Source organism: Elusimicrobiota bacterium (assembly GCA_026388155.1).
GTDB lineage: Bacteria > Elusimicrobiota > Elusimicrobia > Elusimicrobiales > UBA9959 > UBA9634.
In genome coordinates, this window is record JAPLKI010000006.1 from 119,016 (window position 1) to 131,580 (window position 12,565).

Genomic DNA, 12,565 nt, shown 5'->3' on the forward strand with positions numbered 1-12,565 from the left:
CCTAGTTAAACAGCTCCTCCATGCAGCTTTCTATATCGCGGGGCAGAGCGTATAGCGGCACGGCGGCGCGGGCGGTCAGCGCCTGGATGTCGGACAAAGCGTCCAGATTAAGCGGGTCGGCCGTCGCTATCTGTATTTCATCGTCCGAGGCGGCCACGGGCAGGACCAGGTACTTGCGGCAAAGCCTTTCCGAAAGAATTGTCAGCCCGAACTTATCCACTTTTTCCGGAGTTATTTTGACGCTCTTCACGCGGTAAACGGCCAGTACCGCCTGGGCAAGCTGCTCCGGAAAAACGGCCTTATCATCAATAAGGGCCTGGGACAGCAAAGGCCGCTGCTCGGAGCGCAGTTTAAGCACCAGGGCCGGGCTGACGACGGGTATTGTCGCCACGGCTTTCAGCAGCCATTCATCTTTGAAGCGCCATGTTTTTTCCATATTCAAATCTCCCCGCGCTGAAATTATTTTCAAGACACTACACTAGTACAGGCCCTTCTGCCGGAGTTCGGCGTCGGTAATTCCGAAGTGATGGGCTGTTTCGTGCATTACCACGTTGCGTATTTCAGCCTTGATATCCCGCCCGTCCAGGCAGGCGGCCTCGATGTTATCCTTGAAAAGCGTTATTTTATCCGGCATGGCTCCGCTGTAAAAACGCCCCCTGTCCGGCAGCGGAACGCCCTCGTAAAGCCCCAAAAGTTTCCCGCTGAATTTTCCCGCCTGCGCCGCGCCCGGCCGGGCGCGGACAGTGATAACGACATTTACCATCCGCTCCTTAAAAAAAGCGGGCAATGCCCTTACGGCGACCGCCACTGCCCTCTCAAATTCATCAATGGTCATAATCAGCCGCCATAAGCCATATGCTTTAGGCCATAAGTTATAAGAAACTCCTTAAAAGCCTATGGCTTAAGGCATATCGCCTACGGCCTGTTTTAAGCGTATGGCGTATGGCAAAAGCCGTATCTAAAACTTATAGCTTATGGCATATCAAAATCGCACAGCTATTTTGATATAAAATATATTCCGCCGGAGATGAGCAGCGTGCCCATCAGCTTGTTCAGGGTAAAATTTTCTCCGAGGAAAAACATGGCCAGCGCGAATGTTATAAACGGGTAGGTGGAACTTAAAGGCACTATTTTTGAGGCTTCGCCGCCGCTCATGGCTTTGAGATAAAAAAAGACCCCGCCCATCGTCACTACCACGCTTGAGAGGATATAGACAGAAGCCAGCTTATTGGAATTCAAAAGCGCGTACCTGGCCGGGATATATTTCCACGCGAGGAAGGGAATGAAAAGGATCAGCATGAAGAGCGTTCTGATATAAAAAGCTCCGGAAGCGTCCACATATCTCAGCGTCATTTTGTCCAAAAAAGCGCCCGAGCCCCAGGCGATTATTGCAAGCACAAGGAATATTATCGTGGATAGTTCCATAAGTGGCAGTCACAAGTCACAGGAACACAGGAGCACAAGTAAGAAGCCGGGAAGAAAGAACAGAATATAAAGTTTTTTAAAAGCTATTACTTTTGCTCTTGTTTGTTTTCACGCTTGTGACCTGTGCTCCTGTGTTCTTGTGCTCTTGTAACTTGTTACGGCGGCGGAAGCGTGCCGGGCAGTTCCGCCTCGGTGAAAGGTTTTTTAAGATAGTTGCCTATAGACTCGGCAAATCCCCAGTCGTCTTTATACGCCTTGGCCTCTTTGTAAAATTCAACGGCTTTGGCGCGCTCGCCTTTGAGGTCGTAAACATTGCCAAGGCGCACTATGGACCACACGGCCCACCGCGCCGGATGCACCGACGGATCGTCTTTAATGGTGGCGGCGGCTTTGGCAAAGTATTCCCCGGCCACAGCGTAATTTTTCTCCGCCAGGTAGGTGGTGCCGATGGCGGTAAGAATGCGCGGCAGGTAGCGCTTGCGGTATCTGGGGCGGCCTTCGTTTATCGCCTTCAGATAATCAAGCGATAGTTCGCGCGATTCTTCGTACTTTTTATCCTCAAAAAGCGAAACTATTTCAATGAACTGCATCTGCGGTATCGCCGGGTAGAGGGTTAACAGTTCGCGCGACCACTTGACAGCCGTTTCAGGATTGGAAAACTTGCTGCCGGTCTGCGTATAAATCTCTATAAGCAGCAGCTTCGCGCCCAGCGCGTTGAAATATCCTTTTTCCCTGCACAGATTCAGGTATTCTATGCCTTTATTGGCGTCGCCGCTTAAAAAAAGTTTGGCCAGCAGCTTTATGACGCCGGGGAGCGTTCCGGCGTAGTATTCATACATCCCAAGCCCCAGGTAGGCGTCGTAAAGTTCGGGGTCTGTCTTAAGGGCCTTACGGGTATGCGCAAGCGCTTTCTTACCGTCAAAATACGCGGCAAACCAGCGATGCTGCAGCACAGCCAGGCGGGCCCGCAGGCCGTACATGCCGCCAACGCATAAATGCGCGTTGCCGTCGCCCGGATGTTTTTTAAGCCACTGACGCCCGACCTCTATGGCATGGTCGGTCATTTCCGAATATTCCTTATCAAGCTTGGGGTCCGATTCGTCTTCAAGGTACTCAAGCGAGGCCCATTTGGTTATGGCCACGCCGAAATGGGGGAACGGGTTATCCGGAAACTTTTTCAGCGCTTCTTCAAAATTAGCGCGCGCGGTTTCAATGTCCACCTCGTAAATGGCGTCCAACCCTTTTTTTGAAAGCTCCCGCAGCTCAGGCGCCATGGACTCGGAAACATCCCGGGCGGCAAAAGCGCCTGAACTTAAAAACAGCAGCGGAATAATTGACAGTCTTTTCATAAGGTTTCACAGCACATGTATTTGCGCAGCGCCTCCGGCACGGCAACGGAGCCGTCTTCCCGCTGGTAATTTTCAAGTATGGCCGCGAAAGTGCGGCCCACGGCCAGGCCCGAGCCGTTGAGCGTATGAACAAATTCCGTTTTACCGGCGCCCGCGCGCTTAAAACGGATGTTTATACGCCGCGCCTGGAAATCCAGGCAGTTGGAACAGGAGGAAATTTCCCTGAAACGGTTTTCGCCCGGCATCCAGACTTCAAGGTCGTAGGTTTTAGCCGAGGAAAAGCCCATATCGCCGGTACATAGTTCCAGAACGCGGTAAGGGATCTTAAGGAGTTTAAGTATTTTTTCGGCGTCGGAGCGGAGGCTCAGCAGGGCCGCCATGGACTCTTCGGGTTTTGTCAGCCACACCAGCTCCACTTTGTTGAACTGGTGGTTGCGTATAAGCCCCCGGGTGTCCTTGCCGTAGGAACCCGCCTCCTGCCTGAAACAGGCGCTGTAGGCGGCAAAGCGCTTAGGCAGATCTTCTTCTTTAAGGATGTCTCCCCTGTGCATGTTGGTAAGCGGGACCTCCGCCGTGGGGATAAGATACATCGGCGGCTCGGAAGCTGTTTTATAAAGTTCCTCTTCAAACTTGGGCAACTGGCCGGTGCCGGTCATGGTTTGCGCGTTCACAAGGAAAGGCGGGAAAATTTCGGTATAACCGTGCTCAAGGGTGTGGACATCAAGCATCAGCGAAATGATGGCGCGCTCAAGGCGGGCGCCCGCGCCTTTCAGGAGGGCGAAGCGCGCGCCCGAAAGCCTGGTGGCGGTTTCAAAATCGAGTATTCCCAGTTTCTCTCCGATGGCGTGATGGTCAAGCGGCTTGAAAGAGAACTCGCGCCGGTTTGACGCGTCCGCGAACACTTCTTTATTGTCTTCAGGGCCCGCGCCCCTGACCACGCTTTCATGAGGGAGGTTCGGCACGCCTAAAAGCAGGGTATTCAGCTCTTGTTCAAGGAAGGAGAGCCGGTCCTCCCTTTCTTTTATGGCCGCTTTAACAGTGTTGGCCTCGGCCATCGCGAGCGCGACTTCAGCCTCGTTTTTGGCGAGTTTAAACACCTGTATTTTTTTTGAAACCTCGTTGCGCTTTGAGCGCAGGTCCTCGGTTTCGGCGAGCAGGCCGCGCCACAGGGCGTCGGTTTCAAGAACCTTCTCAAGCGCCGGAAGGTAACGCCCGCCCCTGTCTTTGAGGGCGGCCCTGGCGGATCCGGGATTGGAACGCAGAAATTTAAGGTCAAGCATAAGAACTACAGCGAATAGTAACTAGCGAATGGCGAACAGTGGTGGTAATACGGATATTAATGTCTTTTCTGTTTTTCCTTTCCTGTTCGCTATTTATCCGTTACCGGGAGAACAGACTCTTGCGTTATGCCGGGGAGTTCCACCCCATAACGGGGATCGACCGTTACTTCCAGCTTCAGGGCGTCAAACCAAAAGCCCGTACCGGCCAGTTTTTTTATCTGTTCGTTCAGTCCAAAGCGCTCGGCGCGCACCTGCTTTGACTCTCCGGCTCCCGCTTTGGCGAGACGCAGTTCTTCCACGCGGAAAGGCACGTTCCAAACCCCGTTTTCCGGGCTGTCTCCGTCTTTGATCAGGCGAAGGCGCAGGGCATAGCGCAGTACAATGCCCTCCACCGCGGACGCGGATGAATTGTGCACGGTAAAGATAGCGCGCAGCTTGTCCGTCAGTTTCTGGTGCGCCGTAAGCTTCAGCCCGGCTACCGGCATGAACGGCGTCCAGGTTTTGGCGCGCGGAGATGAAGACTCCCAGGATACCGCCGTCACCCGCACCTGCGCGGACGCGGCCGCGGAGAATAACAGAAAAAAAATCGCGAAAGGAATTGTTTTTTTTATCATATTTTATTATCGCCGATGGAGCACTTTTTAAGCTCTTCCTCAAGTTTTTCCGGGATAATGCCTACAACTTCGGCCCGGGTGACAAGCTGGCCGCATTGCAGGCCAAGCATGATCGAAATAAGACTGTACTTCGGTCCTTTACCCAGACCGGCCGCAAGCGACTCAAGCAAAAACCGCTGCGAGCCCTTAAGGGACTTCACCCCGGACGGGATAAAGCTTCGTTCTAAAGCGTTGGAAAGCGAACCCGTAAACGCATTGAGTATGATGTTTCCAAGTTCCGAAAGCAGCAGATCTTCCGCCTGGTTAATATCGACCAGGCGCGGAAAATCGTAATCGGGGAAACACATTGAGATATGCTTTCTATCCGCGGACCGGAAAATCAGCATGGCGGCAAAAGGGTGGTCTTCGGAAACTTCAAAATAGACGGCCGTCCCTCCCTCTCCCGCGCGGCGATCAAGCGCTAGTTCGCTTAAAGCGCCGCGTGACACGCTCATATCCGCCAGGCTCCAGCGGCCGGTGGAGGCTTTTGAGAGGCTGCTCAGGCATTTTTCAAGGCCCGCGGCTGCGATGGTTTCAAGGGCGCTGTCAGGGTTCATGGTAGTGTTTCCGGCTCCGCCTCAGCCGCGGACTACGCCAGAGGCCCGCGGCAGGCCAGTGTCTCAGGCGATGGCTTTCAATAGATCCTTAAACTCTTCAAAAGAGAAAGGTTTGCGCATTATGGCGTCAGCTCCCTTGCCGGAAAGCTGCCGGTCTATTTCCTCCTGCTCCACGGCGGTAATAATGACTATTTTGGGCTTCGGGTCGATCTTGCGCAATTCCTCAAGTATCTCCACCCCGGACTTGCCCGGCAGAATGAGGTCTAAAAACACCACGTCCGGTTTCGACTCCATGAAACAGCTCACCGCTTCCGCGAAATCCCCGGCTTCGCCGACCACCTTGTGGCCCAGCCTTTTCAGCAGGGATTTAATGGTATAGCGCGTAAGCACATTGTCTTCAACTATCAACACTTTCATAACAAGCCCCCCTTGTTAAATGAGTTTTTCGTCACACTTACCGCAAATCCCCTGAAAATTTTCCGCCGGAAGCTTTTTCAAGCTCTTCCTCAAGTTTTTTCGGGATAATGCCTATAACTTCGGCCTGGGTGACAAGATGGCCGCATTGCAGGTCGAGCATAATTGAAATAAGGCTGTATTTCTGCTCTTTATCAAGGCCGGCTAAAAGGGACTCGAGCAAAAATTGCGGCTTGCCCGTCAGGCACTTCGGCTCGGACGGGACAAAGCTTAGTTTTAAAGCGTTGGAAAGCGAGCCCATGAACGCATTGAGTATGATGTTTCCAAGTTCCGAAAGCAGCAGTTCATGCGCATGGTCTATATCGGCCATACGGGGGAAAGCGAAACCAAGGAAACACTTTGAGATGAGCTCTATATCAGCGGACTGAAAAATTATCATGACGGTGAAAGGATGGGCTCCGGAAATTTCAAAATATACGGCCGTCCCGCCCTTTCCCGCGCGGCGCTCAAGCGCTATTTCGCTTAAAGCGCTGCGGGATACGCTCACATCCGCCAGGCTCCAGCGGCCGGCGGATACTTTTGAGAGCTTTCCCACGCACTTTTCAAGGCCCGCGACTGCGATGGTTTCAAGGATGCTGTTAGAGTTCATGATAGTGTACCCGGCGCCGCCTCAGCCGCGAACTACGCCAGAGGCCCGCGGCAGGCCAGTGTCTCAGGCGATGCTTTTCAGTAATTTTTTAAACTCCGCGTAAGAGAAAGGTTTGTGCATTATAGCGTCGGCTCCCTTTTCGGAAAGCTTCCGGTCTATTTCCTCCTGCTCCACTCCGGTGAGAATGACTATTTTAGGCTTCGGGTTGATCTTGCGCAATTCGTCAAATATCTCCACCCCGGATTTGCCCGGCAGGATAAGGTCCAAAAACACCACGTCAGGGTTTAACCTGGTGAAGTGCCGCACCGCTTCCGCGGAGTCCCCGGCTTCGCCCACCACCTCGTGGCCCAGCTTGTCCAGCATGGATCTGATAATATAGCGCGCAAGCTCGTTGTCGTCAACTATCAAGACTTTCATAACAAGCCCCCTTTTCGCTTCAACCCCGGATTTCCCTGTTGAAAATTTTCGCGCAAAGGGGAAACCGCGGTGCGGCGTTCCCTCAGCCGCGGACCCGCCGGGTTGCCTGGCGGGCCAGCCTTAAATTTTATGCCCTCGCCGCGACGCGGATTTTCACTCCGCTCATGGCTTTTTTTCTGAGCATTTCGGCGGCGTTGATTTTTTCCCACTCAAACTTCACGTCCATGCGTCCGAAATGGCCGTAAGAGGCGGTTTTTCTGAAGACGGGCTCGCGCAGTTTAAGATATCTTATTATGCCGCGGGGCGTGAAATCAAAAGAGTTCAGCACTATTTTTGCAAGCTTCTCATCCGAGATCACGCCGCTGCCGTGGGTGTCCACATAAAGCCCCACGGGTTCCGCCACGCCGATCGCGTAGGCAACCTGCAGGGTGCACTCCCGGGCCAGGCCCGCGGCTACTATATTTTTTGCCACATAGCGCGCCATGTAGGCGGCCGAGCGGTCGACTTTGGTCGAGTCTTTGCCGGAGAAAGCGCCGCCGCCGTGCGGGGCCACGCCGCCGTAGGTGTCCACTATGATCTTTCTGCCGGTCACGCCGGTGTCGGACTGCGGGCCGCCCACCAGGAACTTACCGGTCGGATTTATCAGGAACCGGGTGTCTTTATCCAGCAGGTTTTTATCAAGCACCGGCAGGGCCACCGTTTCAATGATCTCGCGCTTGGAGGTCTCGGTGATGTGCATGCCGGTCTTGTCAAGGATATCCTCGGTGTGCTGCGAAGAAAGCACCACGGTTTCAATGCGCCTCGGCCTGCCGTCCACATACTCCACGGTCACCTGGGATTTGCCGTCGGGTCCCAGATAATCCAGAATATTTTTCTTCCGTACTTCCGCGAGCCGCATGCTCAAGCGGTGCGCCAGCACCAGCGACATGGGCATGAACTCCTGGGTTTCATCGCAGGCATACCCGACCATCAGACCCTGGTCGCCGGCTCCGCCGGTATCCACTCCCTGGGCGATATCGGGGGACTGGCGGCCTATAACATTTACCACCGCGCAGGTTTCGTAGTTAAATCCGTACTTGGCGTGGGTATAGCCGATGTCCTTTATAACCTGGCGCGCCAGGGTATCCACATCCACATAGGTTTTGGTCGTAATTTCGCCGCCCACCACCACGAGGCCCCTGGTGATGAAAGTTTCGCAGGCCACGCGGCCCGCCGGATCTTTTTTCATTATCTCGTCCAGCACCGCGTCCGAAATCTGGTCGCAGACCTTGTCCGGGTGTCCTTCCGTCACCGATTCCGAGCTTACCAGCCTTTTCCCCTTGAAGTTCATGTATCCTCCTGGTTATTCCAGATTTATTTCTGGTCCGTCAGTTTAAGCGCCAACTCAAGAAATTTTTTTGTATTCTCCGGGCTGTCCGTTTCGGCATAGGTCCGAAGCAGCGGCTCCGTGCCGGAAGGACGCATTAAAAGCCAACTGTCGTCTTCCAAAATTATTTTGAGGCCGTCCATGGTGCTGGTCTCGGCTATTTTCCTGCCCAGGAGCGTCTTTGGCAGCTTCTTTTTTATTTTCACGGCGAAGGAGTGTTTATTGGGGATCGGCTTTTCAAGCGCGAAATCCCTCCTGGCAAAGAAAGACCTGCCGTATTTAGTTTCAATCCCTTTGTAAAGTTCCGAAACGGTTTTTTTGGTCTTAACAGCCATTTCCATGAACATCAAAGCGGTAAGCAGACCGTCGCGCTCCGGCAGATTGCCCTTCCAGGCGTAACCGCCGGATTCCTCAGCGCCGAAAGACACATCCTCGGAGAGCATTTTCTCGGCTATATATTTGAAGCCCACCGGAGTTTCCTCAAAAGGCAGGTTATGCGCCCTGGCAATGCGACGGGTAAGATAGCCCATGGAAACGGCCTGGGCCAGCTTCCCCTTGAACTTGTTCCGGCTAAGCAGGTATTCAAAAAGCATGGGCGCTATCTGGCAAGGGGTCATATACTGGCCCTTGTCGGAGACCAAAGCGAAACGGTCGGCGTCTCCGTCAAGCGCCACGCCGAAAAGCGCTTTATTCTTTCTTACGGCTTCGATCAGCGGTACCAGGTTCTGCTCCACCGGCTCAGGCGCCATGCCGCCGAAAAGCGGGTCGTGGGCGGCGCGGATCTTTATGATATTTTTCGATTTAAAGATCTCTTCCGCAAGCTCGGCTCCGGTACCGTGCATAAAATCCACTACCACGGGGCCGGGCAGTTTGGCCATTATCGCCGCTGCGGGCAATTTGGAGTTCAGGTAATCAACGTAAACTTTTTTAAAGGATCTTACGGCCGCCGGCGGGTTGGCGGGAGTGCGCATGGGCACGGCTTTTGCCGAATAATTTTCTATCTCGGCTGTCACGGAAGGCGGCGCCGAGCGCCCGTTCTGCTTTATTTTAATGCCATTATAGAAGTGCCGGTTGTGGCTCGCCGTTATAACCACGCCAAGGCCATAACCTTTAACCGTGAGCAGGCTGATCGCGGGCGTGGGAAGCGGCCCGTCAGCGAGCACGGCAGTAAGTTTGTTAGCGGCCAGAATATCGGCAAAAGCGCGGGCGAAACGCTCACCCATGAAACGGCGGTCGTAGCCCACTACCACCTGCGGCTTTTCCGGACTGCGCATATGCTTATAGGCGATATAATCCGCCATACCCTGCGCTATTTTTCTTACAATTTCATAGGTGAAACCGCGGGCCACTATACCCCTGAAGCCGTCCGTGCCGAAAGAAATCTGGTTTGACTGGTGAGAACCCATTTAGGAACCTCCGCGAAATAACAAGTCCGCTTTGTTTAAACCTGAACTATATGATATTAAAAATATAATCTGTTAATCAATATTTTTGCGGGCCAGAAGCGGGAAAAGTGGCCCGAAATCCCCGATATTATGTATATTACAATAGAATATGCTACCAAACTTAAAAAACCGGGGATCTTAAAATGTCCCGGAAGGCGGAACCTGACATGAAAAGAAAGTTGCTGAAAACAGTATGTTTTATCTGCGCGCTGGCGTCTGTCGCGGCGGTTAACGCGGCGGGCCCCGGCTACCGCGTGATAAAGAAGATCAAGCTGGGCGGTGAAGGCCGCTGGGATTATCTTACCGTGGACGGCGCGGCCCGGCGTTTGTATATTTCCAGAGCCACGCATGTGATGGTAGTGGATATAGAGAAAAATAAGCTGGCGGGAGATATACCCGATACTCCGGGTGTGCACGGGATAGCTATCGCTCCCGCGTTAAACAGGGGCTTTACCAGCAACGGCAAAGCGGACAGCGCCACCATTTTTGACCTGACGACTTTAAAAGTGCTCGGCCAGGTAAAGACCGGCGGCAATCCGGACTCAATTCTCTTCGACCCGGCCACGAACAGGGTTTTCACGTTCAACGGCAAGAGCCATGATACCACGGTGATTGACGCTTCTTCAGGAACCGTCGTAGCCACTATCGCGCTTGGCGGCAAGCCGGAATTTCCCGCGGCGGATGGAGAAGGCCGGGTTTATGTGAACATGGAAGATACCAGCGAGGTGGTTGAACTTGACAGCCGGAACCTTACGATTACAAAACGCTATCCTCTGAAGCCTTGCGAGGAGCCGTCGGGAATGGGTTTTGACAAAAAGAACCGCAGAATATTCTCCGGCTGCGACAATAAAATAATGACCGTACTGGACGCCAATGAAGGCAAAGTTATAGCCGCCGTACCTATCGGCGAAGACGTAGACGGCAACGCTTTTGACCCTGAAACCGGTTTTATCTTCAGCGCGAACGGGGACGGGACTTTTACTATAGCCCGGGAAATTTCACCCGGCAAGTTTGAGGTTGTTCAGACAGTGCCCACCAGGAAAGGCACCCGCACCATGGCGATCGACCCTAAAACCCATAACATCTATCTGCCGTCCGCCAAATTCCTGCCGGTCAAAGCCGACAAAGACGGAAAAACGCCCAAACCCCAGCCGACAAAGGACAGTTTTACCCTGCTGGTGGTGGGAAAATAAGCGGCGGCTGTCGCAAATACATGGTTTTACACCTGAAAGAGGGCTTTTGTTTATAAATGCAGGAAAAGGAGAAAAAAATGAAGGTATACGCCCGTATTTTAACCGCTGTTCTTGTTTCGGGTTTTGTCGCATCCGCCGCTTTTGCTGAGGATTCGGAGCCTGTTGAAATGACTGTCGGCTCGCCTCCGATGATATCCGACGATACAGGCACTCCCGGCCCTAAAAGCTGGGAGATCAACGCCGTGTTCGATGCCGTTCTTTCCAAAGACAGCAAGTCTTATGAAGTGCCATTATTGGATATCAATTACGGCGTCGGGGAGACCATTCAGTTAAAATACGAAGTTCCCTATGTTTTCAACGACAACACAGGCGAGAAAGCCCGCGGCATCTCAAATTCAAAAATTGGCGTGAAGTACAAGTTCTATGATAATGAAAAGAACGGTTTATCGCTGGCTGTGTATCCTCAAATCGAGTTTCTAACTCCGGGCTCAAAACTCGCAGGCGCCAGGGAAGAAGGCGGCGAAGGCGGAGTGGCCGAAAAGGGCGTAACTTACGAGCTGCCTTTTCTTTTAACGAAAGAGTTCGGCAAATTCTCCGTCACCGCGAATGTCTCCGGTGAAAGGTCCTCCGAGGATACGCATATTGCCGCCTTCGCCAGCTTAGGCGCGGGGACGCGGCTTACGGACAAACTCGCTATTCTGTGTGAAATTGCCGGCTCTGATTTAAACAATGCCGATGAAAAACGCGTTTTGGCGAATCTCGGTTTCAAATTTAAATTGAGCGACCAGCACGCCATCGTAGTATCCGCAGGGCGGGACATTCACGCGCCTGCCGGCAGCCAGAAATATTCTTACGCGACCATCGCTTATCAGCGGTTCATTGAATACAAAAAATAATTCTGATTTTAGCGGCGGCGGGGAACCCTTGCAACTGCGATTTACTGCGCCTGGGCGCGGTTCACTTCCGCCTTTTCCCCGCGCGCTTTGCGTTTTGGCACGATAAACGAATCCAATCGCTTGTTTTCCTCGTCAAATACGTTTATGGAAAGACCGTCTTCAGAAACGGAAAGCACGCAATAATTGTATTTTTTAAGAAACAGCTGGCTGTATGGATTCTTCTTTTTGAGGTCGTAAAGCGGGGCGCCGCCTCCGCCCGTTACTATATAACAAACGCCGTCTTTGTACAGCCGTTCATAATCGTGGTCGTGGCCGGCAAATACTATGTCCACTCCGTATTTTTCAAATAACGGGACCAGAGAGGCCGCCAGTTCCCGGTCGGAGCCGTGTTTGCCTGAGGTGAAAACCGGAATATGCATAATGACAGCGGTAAAGAGATTTTTGCCGGAAGAGGTTGATAATTGCGCTGCAAGCCAGTTGTATTGTTCCGAACCTTTCCCGAGCGCGCTTTCCGAATCCAGAATAATAAAATTGATCCCGTTCCTGTCCAGCGAATACCATTTCTTGTTGCCGGGAATTTCCAACTGCCGGAAATAGTTCTTGCCGTTGCCCTCGTGGTTGCCCCTCGCGGGAAAGAAATCCGTTTTGTTCCTTAATTCCGCGGTTATTTCGCGGAACCGGGCCCACTCATTGAGATTTTTGTCTTTGCCGACGAAGTCCCCCACATGAAAAACGGCGGCGGGTTTCCAGCGGAGGATTCCGGCCACTATTTTTTTGTGGATTTCATGGCCTGTCCTGCTGTCCCCGTAAACGACCGCCGTCGAGGAGGATAGATCCTGCGCGGCGGCCGGAAGAATTAAGAACAAGATCTGAAACACCGTCGGCAGTATAATCGCTTTCATAGAAGGTTTTTTCCTTTGT

General features: G+C 52.9%; 15 protein-coding genes. 2 read left to right on the plus strand and 13 right to left on the minus strand.

Features of this window, described 5'->3' with window-relative positions:
* Nucleotide 1 precedes the first annotated feature (1 nt).
* The 12 genes from NTX59_02040 to NTX59_02095 form a co-directional block, all read right to left on the minus strand.
* Nucleotides 2–436, minus strand: a complete 435-nt coding sequence (locus tag NTX59_02040) for a hypothetical protein (protein MCX5784449.1) — start codon at nucleotides 434–436, stop codon at nucleotides 2–4.
* Nucleotides 437–478: 42 nt separating this feature from the next.
* Nucleotides 479–835 carry a metallopeptidase family protein gene (locus tag NTX59_02045; GenBank protein ID MCX5784450.1) on the minus strand — a complete coding sequence of 119 codons (357 nt, stop codon included), beginning with the start codon at nucleotides 833–835 and terminating at the stop codon, nucleotides 479–481.
* Between the two features lie 161 nt (nucleotides 836–996).
* A complete protein-coding gene (locus tag NTX59_02050) occupies nucleotides 997–1,425 on the minus strand; it encodes an EamA family transporter (protein ID MCX5784451.1) in 429 nt (142 codons plus the stop codon).
* A 155-nt stretch (nucleotides 1,426–1,580) separates the two neighbouring features.
* On the minus strand, nucleotides 1,581–2,774 hold the full coding sequence (locus NTX59_02055; GenBank protein ID MCX5784452.1) for a hypothetical protein: 1,194 nt from the start codon (nucleotides 2,772–2,774) through the stop codon (nucleotides 1,581–1,583).
* On the minus strand, nucleotides 2,771–4,054 hold the full coding sequence (gene serS / locus NTX59_02060; protein MCX5784453.1) for a serine--tRNA ligase: 1,284 nt from the start codon (nucleotides 4,052–4,054) through the stop codon (nucleotides 2,771–2,773). Before serS ends, NTX59_02055 begins: the two co-directional genes overlap by 4 nt.
* A gap of 89 nt (nucleotides 4,055–4,143) precedes the next feature.
* On the minus strand, nucleotides 4,144–4,668 hold the full coding sequence (locus tag NTX59_02065) for a hypothetical protein (GenBank protein ID MCX5784454.1): 525 nt from the start codon (nucleotides 4,666–4,668) through the stop codon (nucleotides 4,144–4,146).
* On the minus strand, nucleotides 4,665–5,264 hold the full coding sequence (locus NTX59_02070; protein MCX5784455.1) for a hypothetical protein: 600 nt from the start codon (nucleotides 5,262–5,264) through the stop codon (nucleotides 4,665–4,667). Before NTX59_02070 ends, NTX59_02065 begins: the two co-directional genes overlap by 4 nt.
* Nucleotides 5,265–5,327: 63 nt before the next feature.
* Nucleotides 5,328–5,681: a response regulator gene (locus NTX59_02075; protein ID MCX5784456.1), complete on the minus strand. Its 354-nt coding sequence runs from the start codon at nucleotides 5,679–5,681 to the stop codon at nucleotides 5,328–5,330.
* A gap of 37 nt (nucleotides 5,682–5,718) precedes the next feature.
* Nucleotides 5,719–6,327, minus strand: a complete 609-nt coding sequence (locus tag NTX59_02080) for a hypothetical protein (protein ID MCX5784457.1) — start codon at nucleotides 6,325–6,327, stop codon at nucleotides 5,719–5,721.
* A 63-nt stretch (nucleotides 6,328–6,390) separates the two neighbouring features.
* Nucleotides 6,391–6,744, minus strand: a complete 354-nt coding sequence (locus NTX59_02085; GenBank protein MCX5784458.1) for a response regulator — start codon at nucleotides 6,742–6,744, stop codon at nucleotides 6,391–6,393.
* A gap of 127 nt (nucleotides 6,745–6,871) precedes the next feature.
* Entirely contained in the window at nucleotides 6,872–8,074 is a 1,203-nt protein-coding gene (metK, locus tag NTX59_02090) for a methionine adenosyltransferase (protein ID MCX5784459.1), read from the minus strand.
* Between the two features lie 23 nt (nucleotides 8,075–8,097).
* Entirely contained in the window at nucleotides 8,098–9,516 is a 1,419-nt protein-coding gene (locus NTX59_02095) for a hypothetical protein (protein MCX5784460.1), read from the minus strand.
* Nucleotides 9,517–9,722: 206 nt separating this feature from the next.
* Between NTX59_02095 and NTX59_02100 the strand changes: the two genes are divergently transcribed.
* The gene (locus tag NTX59_02100; GenBank protein ID MCX5784461.1) at nucleotides 9,723–10,748 is read left to right on the plus strand and encodes a YncE family protein; all 1,026 of its coding nucleotides are present in this window, start codon (nucleotides 9,723–9,725) and stop codon (nucleotides 10,746–10,748) included.
* Nucleotides 10,749–10,825: 77 nt separating this feature from the next.
* Entirely contained in the window at nucleotides 10,826–11,644 is an 819-nt protein-coding gene (locus NTX59_02105) for a hypothetical protein (protein MCX5784462.1), read from the plus strand.
* 41 nt (nucleotides 11,645–11,685) lie between these two features.
* Here NTX59_02105 and NTX59_02110 read toward each other — a convergent pair whose 3' ends face one another.
* Nucleotides 11,686–12,546 carry a metallophosphoesterase gene (locus NTX59_02110; protein ID MCX5784463.1) on the minus strand — a complete coding sequence of 287 codons (861 nt, stop codon included), beginning with the start codon at nucleotides 12,544–12,546 and terminating at the stop codon, nucleotides 11,686–11,688.
* Between the last annotated feature and the right edge of the window lie 19 nt (nucleotides 12,547–12,565).

Excerpts from the sequence above, each read along its gene's own strand:
- NTX59_02040 (MCX5784449.1), bottom strand. The coding sequence starts at position 436 with ATGGAAAAAACATGGCGCTTCAAAGATGAATGGCTGCTGAAAGCCGTG.
- NTX59_02045 (MCX5784450.1), bottom strand. The coding sequence starts at position 835 with ATGACCATTGATGAATTTGAGAGGGCAGTGGCGGTCGCCGTAAGGGCA.
- NTX59_02050 (MCX5784451.1), bottom strand. The coding sequence starts at position 1,425 with ATGGAACTATCCACGATAATATTCCTTGTGCTTGCAATAATCGCCTGG.
- NTX59_02055 (MCX5784452.1), bottom strand. The coding sequence starts at position 2,774 with ATGAAAAGACTGTCAATTATTCCGCTGCTGTTTTTAAGTTCAGGCGCT.
- serS (MCX5784453.1), bottom strand. The coding sequence starts at position 4,054 with ATGCTTGACCTTAAATTTCTGCGTTCCAATCCCGGATCCGCCAGGGCC.
- NTX59_02065 (MCX5784454.1), bottom strand. The coding sequence starts at position 4,668 with ATGATAAAAAAAACAATTCCTTTCGCGATTTTTTTTCTGTTATTCTCC.
- NTX59_02070 (MCX5784455.1), bottom strand. The coding sequence starts at position 5,264 with ATGAACCCTGACAGCGCCCTTGAAACCATCGCAGCCGCGGGCCTTGAA.
- NTX59_02075 (MCX5784456.1), bottom strand. The coding sequence starts at position 5,681 with ATGAAAGTGTTGATAGTTGAAGACAATGTGCTTACGCGCTATACCATT.
- NTX59_02080 (MCX5784457.1), bottom strand. The coding sequence starts at position 6,327 with ATGAACTCTAACAGCATCCTTGAAACCATCGCAGTCGCGGGCCTTGAA.
- NTX59_02085 (MCX5784458.1), bottom strand. The coding sequence starts at position 6,744 with ATGAAAGTCTTGATAGTTGACGACAACGAGCTTGCGCGCTATATTATC.
- metK (MCX5784459.1), bottom strand. The coding sequence starts at position 8,074 with ATGAACTTCAAGGGGAAAAGGCTGGTAAGCTCGGAATCGGTGACGGAA.
- NTX59_02095 (MCX5784460.1), bottom strand. The coding sequence starts at position 9,516 with ATGGGTTCTCACCAGTCAAACCAGATTTCTTTCGGCACGGACGGCTTC.
- NTX59_02100 (MCX5784461.1), top strand. The coding sequence starts at position 9,723 with ATGAAAAGAAAGTTGCTGAAAACAGTATGTTTTATCTGCGCGCTGGCG.
- NTX59_02105 (MCX5784462.1), top strand. The coding sequence starts at position 10,826 with ATGAAGGTATACGCCCGTATTTTAACCGCTGTTCTTGTTTCGGGTTTT.
- NTX59_02110 (MCX5784463.1), bottom strand. The coding sequence starts at position 12,546 with ATGAAAGCGATTATACTGCCGACGGTGTTTCAGATCTTGTTCTTAATT.